Source organism: Hymenobacter translucens, assembly GCF_020685205.1.
GTDB classification, from domain to species: Bacteria; Bacteroidota; Bacteroidia; order Cytophagales; family Hymenobacteraceae; genus Hymenobacter; species Hymenobacter translucens.
Map to the genome: position 1 here is coordinate 656,603 of NZ_JAJERB010000001.1, position 14,048 is coordinate 670,650.

The window sequence follows — 14,048 nt, forward strand, 5'->3', positions numbered from 1 at the left end:
AGCTGACGCGAATCCGACCCGGGCGAAATCAGGCGATGTCGCGACCGGGAACGGCTACTGTTGCAAAGGTTTTGGGGTACTCAGGGCGGGAGAATTCAGAAGCTGAAAAAGGCCGGCTTTCCGAATTCGGGGAATTCTAATTGTCCAGCAATATGCAGGATTAATCAGATAAAAACAGAATAGTTTTTGAAGATTTTTTTCAACTACTTACCGGGATTTTGCCATTTGCATTTTGATCCGGAACGCTTGATTTCGCAGTTCTGGAAGCCATCAGGCCCAGGACACTGCCCGTTGAAAGACTGGTGCCGGCTATAACACGCTGACCTGCAGGCCAGGTCGGGGAGTTCGACAAAAAGCCAGGGAAATACGGATTCCAAAGCCCGTTTATCCGTACAGGCATCTTGCCTGCTGCGGCGGCTCTGTGCTCTCTGGTTCTCGTCAGCTCCCAAAACAGATGAAGCTTCTCGCGTATCGCTTAGCCCTGGCTCTCACGCTCGGGGCAGCCTCTTTTTCGTCGGCCCCGGCCCAGGTGGCTCCTACCCCGGCTTCGGCCGACACCACCCACAAGTTCGAGAACCCCGCCGGGTCGTTAGCCCTTCCGAAGCCCTGGTACAAGGGCAAGCTGGTGAAAGCCACCATCGTGCCGGCCGTGCTCATTGGTTACGGAGCTTACACCGCCAGCGGCCGGGGCTTCTATACCAACCAGGAAGCCCACCGCGACATCCGGAGGCTGTTTCCTACCTACCGCACCCGGCTGGACGACATCCTGATTTTTGCGCCCTACGCCGAGCTGGGAATCGTGACGCTGGCCGGGGTGGAGTCGCGCGATGACCGGATCAACACTGCCCTGGTAGTCCTGAAGGCCGAGGCTATCATGCTCAGCTCAACTTACGCGGTCAAGTACCTGACCAAAAACATCCGCCCCGACAGCACCGATTACGAGTCGTTTCCGTCGGGGCACACGGCGCAGGCGTTTCTGGCGGCCAGCATCGTGCACACCGAGTTCCGCGACAAAAGCCAGTGGTACGGGGTCGGGGCCTACGCCATCGCCACGTCGGTGGCGGCCCTGCGCATGATCAACAACAAGCACTGGCAGTCCGACGTGGTGGCCGGGGCCGGCTTTGGCATTCTATCGGCTCACCTGGCGTACCTGACCCACCGCAACCGCTGGGGCCGCAAGCCCAGAATCCTGGAGGGTACCAGCTTTATGCCGACCTGGCAGCCGGGGGCCGTAGGACTCGGCGTCGTCTGGCGCCCAACGCACTAAGGCCGGAACCTTAATTGCTCCAGCCCCCACCTTTGCCACCAAGTCCACATCAGTTCCGGCGCACAGCATCGGGGAGCAGCTGCGGACGACGGTTTGGAAGGCAGCCGCCGGTCCGGCCGCAGCAGGCCGTTTGCCGGATGGTGCTTGGTATGAGGCCAACGCCTACTTTCCGGTATCCGGAAGCTTGCCGGATTTGGCCGGCTCACGTCGATCCGACCTCCGCCTACCAGCCTTTCATCATGAAAAAGCCACGTACGTCGCGGGTGGAGCTTTACTTCACGCTCACGTTTACCGTCTCGGCGCTGTGCCTGCTTGCCCTGGTGGCTGGCACCCTGCTGCCCGTGGTTCGGGAATACCGCGTCATCAACCTGACCGACGAGGTCGTGTATGTCACGCCCCTTCTGCATTCCAACGGAGACCAGCAGGCAAACGAAGAAGAAACGACTGACACGCCAGCCCGCCTGGCCGGGGTTTACTTCGCGGTGTTGTCGCAATTTGCTTCGTTCAGCGGTCCGGCCCTGCCCGCCCTGAATCCGAAGGATCTGCCGGTGCCGCCCAAAGGCTCCCGGGCTATCTATATCGACTATGAAGATCTTAAACAGGAAGACGGAGCCCAGGTGCTGCTGGTCCGCTCTGCCGGAGGCCAGTACCGGTACCTGGAAGCCGACTTCTGGGAGCAAGACCGAATCAGCAGCCTGGACCGTCTTGCCCCGGCCACCGGCACGATGCTGGCCGCCCATGAGCGGGCGTCGGCAGGTCTGATTTGCTGGCTACTTCCCTTGATTTGTCTCGCCCTGACCTTCCTCTTTCCGGTGCTGCTGATAAGGGAAACCCGAAACAGGAGGCGGGAAAAGCGTATTCAGGCCGAAGCAGCCGGTTTGCCCGGCTAGTTTTGTTTCTTGCCGTGCTCAATCGTTGCTCTTTCTCCTTGGTGAAGCTCTTCTTCTTCCTGTGCGGTTTGCTGCTTACCACCCTGCCGTCCGTCGCCAGGCCACCCGGAGCCGCCGCCGACAGCTTACTGCGCGAACTGAACGAGGCCCTGGCGCATAAAAGGGAATACGACGGACAACGCTTCAACCGCATTGCGGTACTTACCGCCGACTTCGCGGCGCCCGAGCTGAGCGACAACGCCCGCTTCGAGCTGGGCCTGCGCATCTATGAGGAGTACAAGGCCTTCAAGTACGATTCGGCCTTTGTGTACTGCCAGAAGATTACCCGTCTGGCCGGGCAGCTGCGCGACCCGCAGAAAGTTGAGCTGGCCAAGCTCAAGCTGGCGTTTGTGCTGCTTTCCTCCGGTATGTTCAAGGAAACCTTCGACGTACTGGACGACATCCAGACCGGGCGGCTTGCTCCCGCCGACCGGCACGGCTATTATTTCCTGCGGGCCCGCGCCTACAGCGACCTGGGCGCCTTCAACCGGGACCTGACGTTCCGCCCGGCGTACAACCGCAAGGCGCTGGCCTATGCCGACACCGCCCTTCTGTTTTGCCGGCCGGGCTCTTACGAGAGCTTATCCGTGCAGGAGTTCCGGGCCCAGAAAACCAATGACCTGGCGGCCGGGGCAGCCGTGTACGGACAGATCCGCCGCCTGCCCCGCCTGACTCTGCACCAGCTGGCCGTGAGTGCCAGCACTACGGCCTACCTCTACGAGCTAGCCGGCCAGCCCGATAAGGCCTTTGAGCTGCTGCTGACTTCAGCCATTGCCGACCTCCGGTCCGCCACCAAGGAAACGACGGCCATATTCAAGGTAGCCGACTACTGCTACCGGCGGGGCGACCTGAAAAACGCCTATACCTTTATCAGGGAAGCCCGCGAAGCTGCCGCCTTCTACAACGCCCGGCAGCGGCAGCTGGAGCTGAGCCAGCTGTCCTCGGTTATTGAGGGAGAGAAAATCAACATCATCGAAAGCCAGCGCAGGTCGCTGCAAACCTTTGCCATCATCATGACGGCGCTGGCGCTGGCCGTCATTGGGTTTGCGGTGGTGAGTTTCCGGCAGCTGCGGCAGCTGCGCCGGGCGGGCCGGCTTATCTCGGCTACCAACGGGGAGCTGCAGGCGCGCAACCACGAGCTGGGCCAGCTGATTCAGGGCCTCAACGAAGCCAACAAAATCAAGGAGGAGTACATCGGGTACTACTTCCACAACAACTCCCGGTACATCGACAAGCTGGAGTCGCTCAAGAAGCGGGTCGACGCCCTGTTGGCCAGCAAGCAATACGGGGCAGTGCAGAAGCTGGCCGACGGCATCAACAGCAAGACCGAGCGCAATGAACTGCTCAAGGGCTTCGACCTGGTTTTCCTGCGGCTGTTCCCCCACTTCATCGAGCAGTTCAACGCCCTGTTCCGGGAAGAAGACCGGATTCGCCTGCCCGAAGACCAGCTGCTGACGACCGAGCTGCGCATCTTCGCCCTCATCCGCCTGGGCATCGTCGACAGTGAGCAGATCAGCCGGATGCTCGGGTACTCGATCAACACGATCTACACCTACAAAACCCGGGTTAAGAACCGGTCTTTGCTGCCGAACGAGGAGTTTGAGGCCCGCGTGCAGGCCATCCAAGCCGTTTGAACCCGGCTACGGTTACTGTCTCGGTCCGAGCCCGTAAGTAAGTGCCCGCTCACGCTGAGCCGGACATCGGTCAGCCACGCAAACAAATGGTACAGGAGAGAAACAGTCGGGACCCAGCCCCGCTGATTCGGCTGCCTTGGGGCATTGCTGACGCGCGCACGAGCTATACAGGGCTTATATTTTGGCCCCAATTTTACAAGGCAAGCATTTGCTTATCAAGTAGATAACGCAGAAACCGGTTAATATTTTCCATACTGCGGTTTGACAACTATTCCTCCGCTGGCGAGGGCGCTACTTTTACTGTAAACCGGACTCTAAACGAATGTTGGCTGCCTGCCGGGACCCGGTACCCCGGCCCGGCTAATAACGCCTGAAGTCAGCCTACGCCGCCGGAAAGCTCAGCACGACCGGCTCCGGTTTCGGAGGAGCAACTTCATCCTGCTCAACCAAAACAGCCGCGGGCCGGCCGCTTCGGACGTACCGGTTTTCATCACCCCAACTTGCCCAATGAGAAACTTCCTGCTCGTTCTGCTGCTGCTAACGGCCGCCCACGGCGCCCGGTCCCAGGCCGCAGCCCCACTTACTGCCCGTCTGGACAAAGTCAGCCTGACGTTTGCCCTGGGCCCCAACGGCCAGCCCGCCTACTCCGTGTCTTACGGTACTAAGCCCGTCGTCAAGGCGTCGCGCCTGGGCCTTGCCTTCGCCGACGGCAAGGGCTTTGACAGCCCGCTCACCGTCCTGGGCAGCGAAATTAAGGACGTGGACGAAACCTGGCAGCCGGTGTGGGGCGAGGTGAAAAACATCCGTAACCACTACCAGCAGCTGACGGTGCACCTGCGCCAGGGCGCGGCCCCGGGCAGGCTGCTCGACGTAGTATTCCGGGTGTTTGCCGATGGCGTGGGCTTTCGGTACGAGTTTCCCCGGCAGCCCAGCCTGGCGTACTTCACGGTGCAGGACGAGCTAACCGAGTTTAACCTGCCTGCCAACCACAAAGCCTTCTGGATTCCGGGCGACTACGACTCCAACGAGTACACCTACACGACCAGCCGGCTCAGCGAAGTCAATACCACCCCCATTGAGGTTATCCAGCTGAAGTCGGCGCCTTACCGGGTGCAGACCCCGCTGATGCTGAAGTCGGATGACGGGCTGTACGTGAACATCCATGAGGCGGCACTGGTGAATTACCCGGCCATGATGCTGAACGTGAACACCCAGACGTTCGGGCTGACCAGTCAGCTCGTGCCCGACGCCACCGGCACGGGTGCCAAGGCCTACCTGCAAGCCCCGGAGCACACGCCCTGGCGCACCATCGTGGTGAGCGACAACGCCCCCGCCGTGCTGGCCTCCAAGCTGATCCTGAATCTGAACGAGCCCACCAAGCTCGCGGAAACCAGTTGGATCAAGCCCCAGAAGTTTGTGGGCGTGTGGTGGGAGATGCACGTGAACAAGGCCAGCTGGAACTACGCCGACGTGTCGAACATCAAGCTCGCCGATACCGACTGGAACGCCCTCAAGCCCAACGGCCACCACGGCGCCAACACCGCCAACGTAAAGCGCTACATCGACTTTGCCGCCCAGCACAAGATTGAGGGCGTGCTGGTGGAGGGCTGGAACGTGGGCTGGGAAGACTGGGCCGGCAACTGGAAGGAAGAGGTGTTCGACTTCGTGACCCCCTACCCCGACTTCGACGTGCGGGAGCTGCAGCAGTACGCGGCCGGCAAGGGCGTCAAGCTGATCATGCACCACGAAACCAGCTCCTCGGTCACCAACTACGAGCGGCGGCAGGACGAGGCCCTGCGCTTTATGAAGCAGCACGGCTACGACGCCGTGAAAACCGGGTACGTGGGCCGCATCATTCCGCGCGGGGAGCACCACGACGGGCAGTGGATGGTCAACCACTACAACCGCACCGCCGCCAACATGGCCCGGCAGCAGATCATGGTGGACATGCACGAGGCTGTGCGCCCCACGGGTCTGCACCGCACCTACCCCAACTGGCTGGCCAATGAAGCCGCCCGGGGCAACGAGTTCAATGCCTGGAGCAGCGGTAACCCGCCCGAGCACGAAACCATTCTGCCCTTCACCCGCCTGATGGGTGGCCCAATGGACTACACGCCCGGCATCTTTCAGATTCAGCTGGAAAGCTGGAACCCGGCGCGCAACAAGGGCCGGCAGGTGCACACCACCCTGGCCAAGCAGCTGGCCTTGTACGTGACGATGTACTCGCCCCTGCAGATGGCCGCCGACCTGCCCGAAGCCTACGAGAAGCACCTCGACGCCTTTCGGTTTATCGAAGACGTAGCCGTGGACTGGGACGACACCCGCATCCTGGCCGCCGAGCCCGGCGACTACCTCACCATTGCCCGCCAGGCCAAGGGCAAAGACGAGTGGTTTCTGGGCGCCATCACCGACGAGCAGGCCCGCAAGCAGCCCGTGAAGCTTGATTTTCTCTCGCCCGGCACCCGCTACGAAGCCATTATCTATGCCGATGGCCACGGCGCCGACTGGCAGAAAAACCCCATGGCCTACCGCATCACCCGGCAGGTCGTCACCAGCAAGTCGGCGCTTACCCTGCAGCTGGCCCCGGGCGGCGGGGCAGCGGTAAGCTTCAAGCCAATCAAAAAGTAATTCCGGGCCCCAGATCCCGGTTCGTCCTTCATCATCTCTTCCGATGTCTGTTCTTCGTTTTCTTTTCGCCAACGCTCTGGCGCTGCTCGTCGCTGGCTGCCTGCAGGGCTGCAAAGAGGATGCTCCCAAGCCCGCCGACCCGGTGGCGCCCCCAACCACCACGGACCCCACTCCGACGCAGTATGGTACGCCCTTCGGCGGGGTGCCCGACCGGCAGGACGCGGTGATGTACCAGGTGAACATGCGGGCCTTCAGCCAGGGCAGCAACTTCGCCGGGGTCACGGCCCGGATTGATTCCATCAAGGACCTGGGCGTGAACGTGCTCTACCTGATGCCGATCTACCCGATCGGGCAGCTGCGCGGGGTGAACTCGCCCTACGCCGTGCAGGACTACCGCGCCGTAAACCCTGAGTTCGGCACCCTGGCCGACCTGCGCCAGCTCGTGGATGCCGCCCATGCCCGGGGGCTGACCGTGATGCTGGACTGGGTAGCTAACCACACTGCCTGGGACCACCCCTGGATTACCGCCCATTCAGACTGGTACCAGAAAGATGCGGCGGGCAACATTATTTCGCCTTCCAACAACGGCGTCACCTACAACGACGTGGCCCAGCTGAACTTCGCCAATGCCGCAATGCGCCTGCAGATGATAGCGGCCATGAAGTACTGGGTGTACACTGCCAACATCGACGGTTTTCGCTTTGACTACGCCGACTTTCAGCCCAACGACTTCTGGAAGCAGGCCAATGACACGCTGCGCACCATCAAAACCCACAAGCTGCTACTGCTGGCCGAAGGTACCCGTGCCTCAAACTTCGCCTCCGGCTTCGACTACAATTTCGGATTCAGCTTTTACGGCGGCTTCTGGGACGTGTACCGCCGCGCGATGCCCGCTACCCGGTTCGACGCCATCAACGCCACCGAGTACACCGGGGCTACCGCCGGGCAGCACGTGGTGCGCTACATCACCAACCACGACGTGAACGGGTCCGATGGTACTCCGGTCACCCTGTTTGGCGGCAAGGCCGGTGCCATGTCAGCCTTCGTAATTGCGGCGCTGTACCGGGGCATTCCGATGGTGTATAACGGGCAGGAAGCCGGGATGACGCGGAACATCCCTTTTCCCTTCACCTCCGTGAAAATCACCTGGGGCGCCAACCCGGACGTGACGCGGGCCTACAAGCAGCTGCTGGCGGCCCGGTCGGGCAGTGCTGCCCTGCGCCGCGGCACACCCACCTCCTACAGCTCGGCCAACGTGTGTGCGTTCACGAAGACGTCGGGCACCGACCAGGCCCTGGTGCTGGTGAACGTGCGTAATGCGCCCAGCACCTACACCCTGCCCGCGGCCCAGGCCGGTACCACCTGGACCGACGCCCTGCAGAACACCCCCGTGACGCTAGGCCAGCAGGTAACATTACCTGCCTATGGCTACCTGGTTCTAAAGAAGTAAAGAAGGCTCCGGCAGGACCCTGCCGTTTCCATCTGCCACTTGATACCCACTGCCACTGCCGCCGGGGCCTACGTTATATCAGGCTCTGGTTGACAGGCTAACTTATGGGTTTCTCTCCGTACTGCAGGCCCTCTGCTCTGAAATCCAAGTCACTGCATTTCAAGCATTTCAACCAGACACTCTCATCTCACCGATCTACCTCGACCCTATGCTTACAACGCTACTTCATCCAGCCGCCCGGCGGTTAACCGGGCTGGCAATTGCCTTGTTCGGTCTCAGCACCACGGCTCCGGCCCAGACCCGCGTTCTGTTCGTGGGCAACAGCTTTACCCACGGCCAGTTTGCCCCGGCGCTCAACTACAACGCCGCCGCTATTACGGACGTGAACTTCGGCCTGCCCGCCGGTCACCCGCGCGCCCACGACGCAGGAATGCAGGCGGCGTTTGGCGGTGTGCCGGGCATATTCAAAATGTTTACCACCCAGGCGGGGCTGAACTACGACGTGCACATCGAGGCCGTGAGCGGCACTTCCCTGCAGTTTCACCACACTAATGCCCTGCCCATCCTTACGCAGCCGGGCTGGGACAAGGTGGTGCTGCAGGAACAAAGCACCCGACCGGTGCCGACGTCCCGCGGGGGCAGCCCGGCGCTGTTCTATGACTATGCTACCCGCCTCGAGCAGGCTATTCACTCAGCCAGCCCCGCTACGCAGGTGTACCTGTACCAGACCTGGGCTCGCCCCGATTTCACGTACCCCGCCGGGTCCCGCTACGCCGGCCTGCCCATCGACTCGATGACCCGTGACCTGCACGTGGCTTACTACCGGGCGTTTTTCAGCAATGGCCGCTATACCGCCGTGGCCCCGGTGGGCAATGCCTGGCTTACGGCCATTACCACGGGCGTAGCGATGCGCAACCCCTACACGCCTGACCTGAGCAAGATCAATCTGTGGGCCAGCGACCATGTTCACGCCAGCAAGTGGGGCAGCTACCTCAGCGCCCTGGTGTTGTTTTATCAGCTGACCGGCGTAGACCCGCGCACCCTCGGCGGCAGCGAACAGGCGGCGGCCGATCTGGTCATCACGCCCACAACGGCGGTGGCTTTACAGCAGATAGCCTACCAGCAGGTGAATACCGTGGTTACGGGTGCGAAGGTCCCCCAGCCGGGTCGAAACCAGCTGGTTTTGTGGCCCAACCCGACCCGGGACAACGTTCAGCTGAGCGGATTGCCCGTTGGGCATACAGTAGGCGTTTTTAATGCGCTGGGGCAGCAGGTAACCAGCGCCGTGGTGCCCACCTCGGGTACGCTGGAGCTAGCTTTACCGGCCCAGTTGCCGACCGGAGTGTACGTGGTTCGTTCCGGCACTTTATCCCGGCGCCTTGTGGTTAATTAGCTGCTGCTTCCACCAAACGACCCCGCGGAGCCTTTCTTTATTGCAATACCCGCTGGTAATACCTCTGTTCTCATCCTGCTACCTGCATAAAAAAGGCCCGCGCGTGCGGGCCTTTTTAGTTGTTAAACGAATGGCTGCTCAGGCTTTGCGGCTGAGACGACGCAGGCCGTAGGCGGCGCCGGCGGCCAGCAGCAGCGAGGCGCCCGCATCAATGGGCACAGCCGTAGGAGAAGAGGGCGTGGGGGTCGGTCCCCCCGAGTCAGGGTCCTGGGCCTGGACCGGGCTGCTGAGTGTCAGCACCAGCAGGCCGGCAGTCAGCAGCGAAAGTGAGTAGAGCTTCATCGGATACGAAAAGAGAGTGAGGGCCGGCGTAGCGGGGAGCTGGTGCCGGATGCGCCAACTCCCCGCCGGGCAGGCAATTATTGAATGACGACCTGCTTGGCAACCGTGCTCTGGCCCACCTGCACGCGCAGCACGTACACCCCGGCCGGCAGCTGCTGCACGTCCACTACGGCCTGCGTGCCGGGCGTCACCGCCTGCTGACGCACGGGCTGGCCCAGCACGTTGTACAGCACGGCCTGGGCCTGCTTCACACCCGTTACCGGGGGCAGCAGCAGCGTAAATTGCTGACGCGCCGGGTTCGGATACACGCCGACCTGGGCGGCCGTCAGCCCGCTGGCCGTAGCCGTGGGGCGGGCCAGCGTAAAGCTGATGGAGAAGCGGGAAGCCAGCGGCACGCTGCTCACGCTGTTGAACGAGTAGCTTGGCTGCTGGCGCAGGTTGAGCTGCTGTCCGGTGGCCGCGTCGAGCAGGTAGACGTCCATTGTCGTCATGTTGAGCAGAGCCGTGGCATTGAGCATGTAGCTGCCTGCGGCTGGCACGGCCATCACCAGCGGCACGGCTGTGGGCGTCGTTACCGGCGGCAGGCCGTTGATGGCCAGGCGCGTGGTCTGCGTCAGCGAGGAAAGGTTAAGCCCGCTGGAGTTGGGCAGCTTGACGGCGTCATACTCCGGGTCCAGGCCATCGGTGGCACCCTGCTCGAAGTACACGTACGTCGGGTCCGGCCGCGTGCCGGGGATACCGCTGCTAAGCTCCAGCTGCAGCTGGGGACGCGTGTCGGCCGTACTGCGGCTGAAGCTCGTCACGTCCGGGGTCTTCAGACGGTGGCCGTTGCGCAGCAGCAGGCTGCCGGCGGTCTGGCCTTCCGTCACGCGCACGAAGAAGCCCTGGCCCACACCCGCCAGTGAGTCGGCACCAATGCCGTTGAGGTAGGCCCGGTAGGTTCCGCGGTAGGTGTCGGCGCTTTCAAACATGTACATGGCGCGGTCTACGTTCACCCGGTCCGTGGCCTTGATGCGGGCAAAGGAAAGTACCGACGGGTACGGGTTGCCGATCAGCTGCCAGCCCGCGCTGCCGGCGGTGGGGCCGCTGTTGCGGGCAAAGGAGAGCGGAACGTCGCCATTGGTGAGCGTACCGTTGAAATCCACGAGTTGGCCGGCATCCAGGCTGACGGTGTAGCCCCGGCCCACTTCGAGCGGAGCGGTCAGGGACGCGGGCGAGAACCAGCCTTTGTCGAAGACCGAGAGGTTGTTGCTCAGCGTCAGACGGCTCTGGTCGTAGCCGAAGATGGAGGGGAAGGGCGTCTCACCGGTGGGCGTGGCCGAGGTATTGTAGTTTGGATTGACGACCGGCGTGAAGCTGGTGGTAGCTAGGTCGGCCACCGTAGAATTGCTCACCGGGGAGCTGAAGTGGCGGTAGCCCAGGGCCGGGTTCGGACCCGACGTGATGGCGCGCTGCACGGTGACCGTGCCGTTCACCACCCCCGCGTTATTCACTACAATGGCCGTACCCGTTAGGGCATTTGAACGCAGCGTCAGGGGCTGACCGTTGGTAGCCAGGTTGCCGTTCAGCGTCAGCACCTGCTCCAGCTCGACGGGTCCAATCAGCCGGGCACCGGCGGCGCCTACGGTCAGGTTGTGGAAGCGCGTGGCGCTGGCGCCGCCGACCGGGCCCGTGACCGTGACCAGGCTGTTGCTGCCCACGAACTGGCCATCGTTGAGGAAACTGCCGTTCGAGCTTAGCGTGCCCCCACTTTGCGTAACCTGGGCCCCGCTGTTGATGCTCAGGCTGCGCACACTGGCCGCGCCGGAGGTAATGTTCGGATAATTACCGCTGGCTACTACGGGGACGACGGCATCAAACGACCCGTTTGGCACGCCATTAGTCCAGTTTGCCGCCGTAAACCAGTTCGTGGAGCTGGCCCCGGACCAGACTGTAGTCGTGCCGGGCTGGCGCACTAATACCTGCACGTCCGCCTGTACTGTGCAGCTGCTGAATGTGGCCGTCACTACGTAGCGGGCCGAGGAGCTGGTGGTGGAAGGAATAGCCGTTACGGTTGACCCGGTGGTGGCTTGCAGCCCCGGCCCGGTCCACGTATACGTTGCGCCGGCAAGAGGATTGGGTACACTCAGCGTTACGCTTTGACCGGCATCAACAATAGCGGGAGAAGCCACTGGGGAAGAGGTCGCCGGGTTGGGCGACACCGTTACTACTACCTGGTCGGTGGGCGTGCACTGACTGTTGCCACTGATGGCAGCCGTCAGGGAGAAAGTGTACGCCGTGGTGCTCGTCACGACCGGTAGCGCAACGTTCGGATTGGCACTGGTGCTGCTGAAGCCGGGAATGGCCGGACTCACCGTCCAGCTGTAGCTGAAGCCGGCGCTGGGATTGCTGCTGTTGCCCAGCCGCACGGTGCCGCCGCTGCAACCACCTCGGTCGGAACCCGCGTCAATCTGCGTGCAGTTGGGAGAAGCCTCGAAGCGCTCCAGCAGAAAACCTTCCGAGTTGCCCCCGGCTGTCACGGGCTTGCCATCGGGCTGCAGGACGAAGCCACCGGCCGAAGCGGGGTACGCATCCACCCGACCGTTGATTCCATAGGAGAGGTCGTGTTGGCCATCTGCCAGCAGGCGCAGCAGCTTGCCCCCACTCAGCAGCAGCATTTTGCCATCGGCCTGCAGGGCCATGCTGCGGGGCGGCGTGCCGCCCAGGCTCAGCTGGCTGACGATGCCATTGGTTCCGAAGGCCGGGTCCAGCGCCCCGCTGGACAGCAGACGGGCAACAAAACCATCGGAACTGCCGCCGTTGTTTCCGGCAAGCAGCAGCTCCCCGGTGGGCACTGGTGCCAGAGCCGAGCCCATCGTGAAGCCGTTATTGATGTTCAGAATTACCTCACCGTTCGTACCAAACGAGGGGTCAGGCTGTCCGTTGGCCAGGAAGCGGTGCAGCAGCGTATTATAGCCGGTTATCGCCCGTACCCCGATCGGGAGGGTTACGCAGATTTCCCGGTAGCCGATGGTGGTTATCCGGTCCAGGGCGTCGACGTAGGCATCCTTGATCTGCAGGCGGGACGTACCACCGATGATGCTGCTGGTGAAGGTGAAATCCTGGGTGCCGTTGGTTTGCAGACCGAGGATGCGCGGGGTCTGGGTAGAGCCGCCGTCGCAGCCGCCCACGCCGGAGTTATAGCCGATAATAATCAGGCGGCCGGTGCTTTGGCGCAGCACCTTCACAGCCGTGCCGCCGATGGTGCCCCCACAGCTGGCAAAGGGTGTGAAGCCCGTATCAAAGGTGCCGTCGGCCAGGTAGCGGCCCACGTACCAGTTAAACCGGCCACTGGGGAAGGCCGGGTTATTCGAGCCAATAGCCCCGGCCACCACAATCTTGCCGTCGGGCTGCAGCAGGGCGGTTTGGGCATAGGCTTTGGTTGTGGAGGTCCAGCCGGTTGAGCAGCCACTGCTGGCCGGGAGCGTGTAGGTCGTAACCTTACCACCGGTGCCGAAGTTGGGGTCGAGGACGCCGGTGCTGCTGTAGCGGGCCAGCTCGAGCCCGCTATTGCCGTTGCCAACGGCCACCAGCTTGCCGTCGGGCTGGAGCAGCACAGCCTCGGCATAGTCGTTCGGGGGAGTGCTGAAGGCGGTGGAGACGCGCCCGTTGGTGCCGAAGCTCGGATCGTGCAGCACCGCCTGGGCCTGGCTGCTGTAGCCGCTCCAGCAGTTGAGCAGCACCAGGCCGGTCAACCATTTCAAGGGTAATTTTTTGCTCATGGTAAGATTAAGGAGGTTAAAATAATGGCACAATAGGTGTTCAGAAGAGCGGGGCTAATGTAGCAACATCCTTTGAACAATCAGGATAAAAAGATGCCTGATCGGAAATATTAATATAGACCACTACTCCTGCTAAAGGCAAAAACACGAAACAGTTAGCCGAGCCAGGCATCAGAAGCCCATGGCACTGCCAGTTATATCTAATTATCCCGGTGTAGCAATGGCCTGGGCCGGACAGCAGGGCTGCAGCTAAGAAAAGTCTGTCGTTGATTCACCGGTGAAGCCTGCTCGTAAGGGAGCTTACTGATCCTACTGGCTGCCCCTGCGCTTGGCCGTTCAGAGCCGGACCAGGGGTCGAAGCAGCGTTGACTTTCGCTTGTCGGGACTGCAATCGCCTTCTGGCATTACTTAGTGAAATGTGGTTCGGACCGCCTCCATCACCCGGGGAAGTTTCCTGTGAGAAAACAAAAAGCCCGTTTGCAAAACGCAAACGGGCTTTTATGCAGAGAGGATGGGATTCGAACCCACGATGACCTTTTGGGCCATACACACTTTCCAGGCGTGCTCCTTCGACCACTCGGACACCTCTCTGGGTCTGGAATCGGGGGCAAAGTAACGCTCCTTTTTCCGCAAACGCAAGCCAG

8 protein-coding genes and 1 tRNA gene are annotated in these 14,048 nt (G+C 62.0%); 6 read left to right on the forward strand and 3 right to left on the reverse strand.

The genetic code is table 11. From position 1 onward, the window contains the following. Window positions 1-454 precede the first annotated feature (454 nt). The 6 genes from LJY25_RS02790 (at window position 455) to LJY25_RS02815 (ending at window position 9,301) form a co-directional block, all read left to right on the forward strand. Entirely contained in the window at window positions 455-1,267 is an 813-nt protein-coding gene (locus LJY25_RS02790; protein ID WP_227606700.1) for a phosphatase PAP2 family protein, read from the forward strand. A 239-nt stretch (window positions 1,268-1,506) separates the two neighbouring features. Further along, the gene (locus tag LJY25_RS02795) at window positions 1,507-2,157 is read left to right on the forward strand and encodes a hypothetical protein (protein ID WP_227606701.1); all 651 of its coding nucleotides are present in this window, start codon (window positions 1,507-1,509) and stop codon (window positions 2,155-2,157) included. 41 nt (window positions 2,158-2,198) lie between these two features. Then, window positions 2,199-3,830, forward strand: a complete 1,632-nt coding sequence (locus LJY25_RS02800) for a DUF6377 domain-containing protein (RefSeq protein WP_227606894.1) — start codon at window positions 2,199-2,201, stop codon at window positions 3,828-3,830. 507 nt (window positions 3,831-4,337) lie between these two features. Next, window positions 4,338-6,458, forward strand: coding sequence for a glycoside hydrolase family 97 protein (locus LJY25_RS02805; protein WP_227606702.1), 2,121 nt, complete (start codon window positions 4,338-4,340; stop codon window positions 6,456-6,458). A 43-nt stretch (window positions 6,459-6,501) separates the two neighbouring features. After that, complete coding sequence (locus tag LJY25_RS02810; RefSeq protein ID WP_227606703.1) at window positions 6,502-7,908, forward strand: alpha-amylase family glycosyl hydrolase; 1,407 nt, start codon at window positions 6,502-6,504, stop codon at window positions 7,906-7,908. Between the two features lie 208 nt (window positions 7,909-8,116). Next, entirely contained in the window at window positions 8,117-9,301 is a 1,185-nt protein-coding gene (locus tag LJY25_RS02815) for a T9SS type A sorting domain-containing protein (RefSeq protein WP_227606704.1), read from the forward strand. A 138-nt stretch (window positions 9,302-9,439) separates the two neighbouring features. On the opposite strand, the gene LJY25_RS02820 is transcribed toward LJY25_RS02815, so the two are convergent. From LJY25_RS02820 to LJY25_RS02830, 3 genes are all read right to left on the reverse strand, one after another. Next, the gene (locus LJY25_RS02820; protein ID WP_227606705.1) at window positions 9,440-9,643 is read right to left on the reverse strand and encodes a PID-CTERM protein-sorting domain-containing protein; all 204 of its coding nucleotides are present in this window, start codon (window positions 9,641-9,643) and stop codon (window positions 9,440-9,442) included. Between the two features lie 77 nt (window positions 9,644-9,720). Next, on the reverse strand, window positions 9,721-13,386 hold the full coding sequence (locus LJY25_RS02825; protein ID WP_227606706.1) for a T9SS type A sorting domain-containing protein: 3,666 nt from the start codon (window positions 13,384-13,386) through the stop codon (window positions 9,721-9,723). 521 nt (window positions 13,387-13,907) lie between these two features. Beyond that, window positions 13,908-13,995, reverse strand: a tRNA-Ser gene (locus tag LJY25_RS02830). Between the last annotated feature and the right edge of the window lie 53 nt (window positions 13,996-14,048).

What these genes read in the sequence shown, in the direction of transcription:
- LJY25_RS02805 (WP_227606702.1), top strand. Translation starts at nt 4,338, where the DNA reads ATGAGAAACTTCCTGCTCGTTCTGCTGCTGCTAACGGCCGCCCACGGC.
- LJY25_RS02795 (WP_227606701.1), top strand. Translation starts at nt 1,507, where the DNA reads ATGAAAAAGCCACGTACGTCGCGGGTGGAGCTTTACTTCACGCTCACG.
- LJY25_RS02790 (WP_227606700.1), top strand. Translation starts at nt 455, where the DNA reads ATGAAGCTTCTCGCGTATCGCTTAGCCCTGGCTCTCACGCTCGGGGCA.
- LJY25_RS02820 (WP_227606705.1), bottom strand. Translation starts at nt 9,643, where the DNA reads ATGAAGCTCTACTCACTTTCGCTGCTGACTGCCGGCCTGCTGGTGCTG.
- LJY25_RS02815 (WP_227606704.1), top strand. Translation starts at nt 8,117, where the DNA reads ATGCTTACAACGCTACTTCATCCAGCCGCCCGGCGGTTAACCGGGCTG.
- LJY25_RS02810 (WP_227606703.1), top strand. Translation starts at nt 6,502, where the DNA reads ATGTCTGTTCTTCGTTTTCTTTTCGCCAACGCTCTGGCGCTGCTCGTC.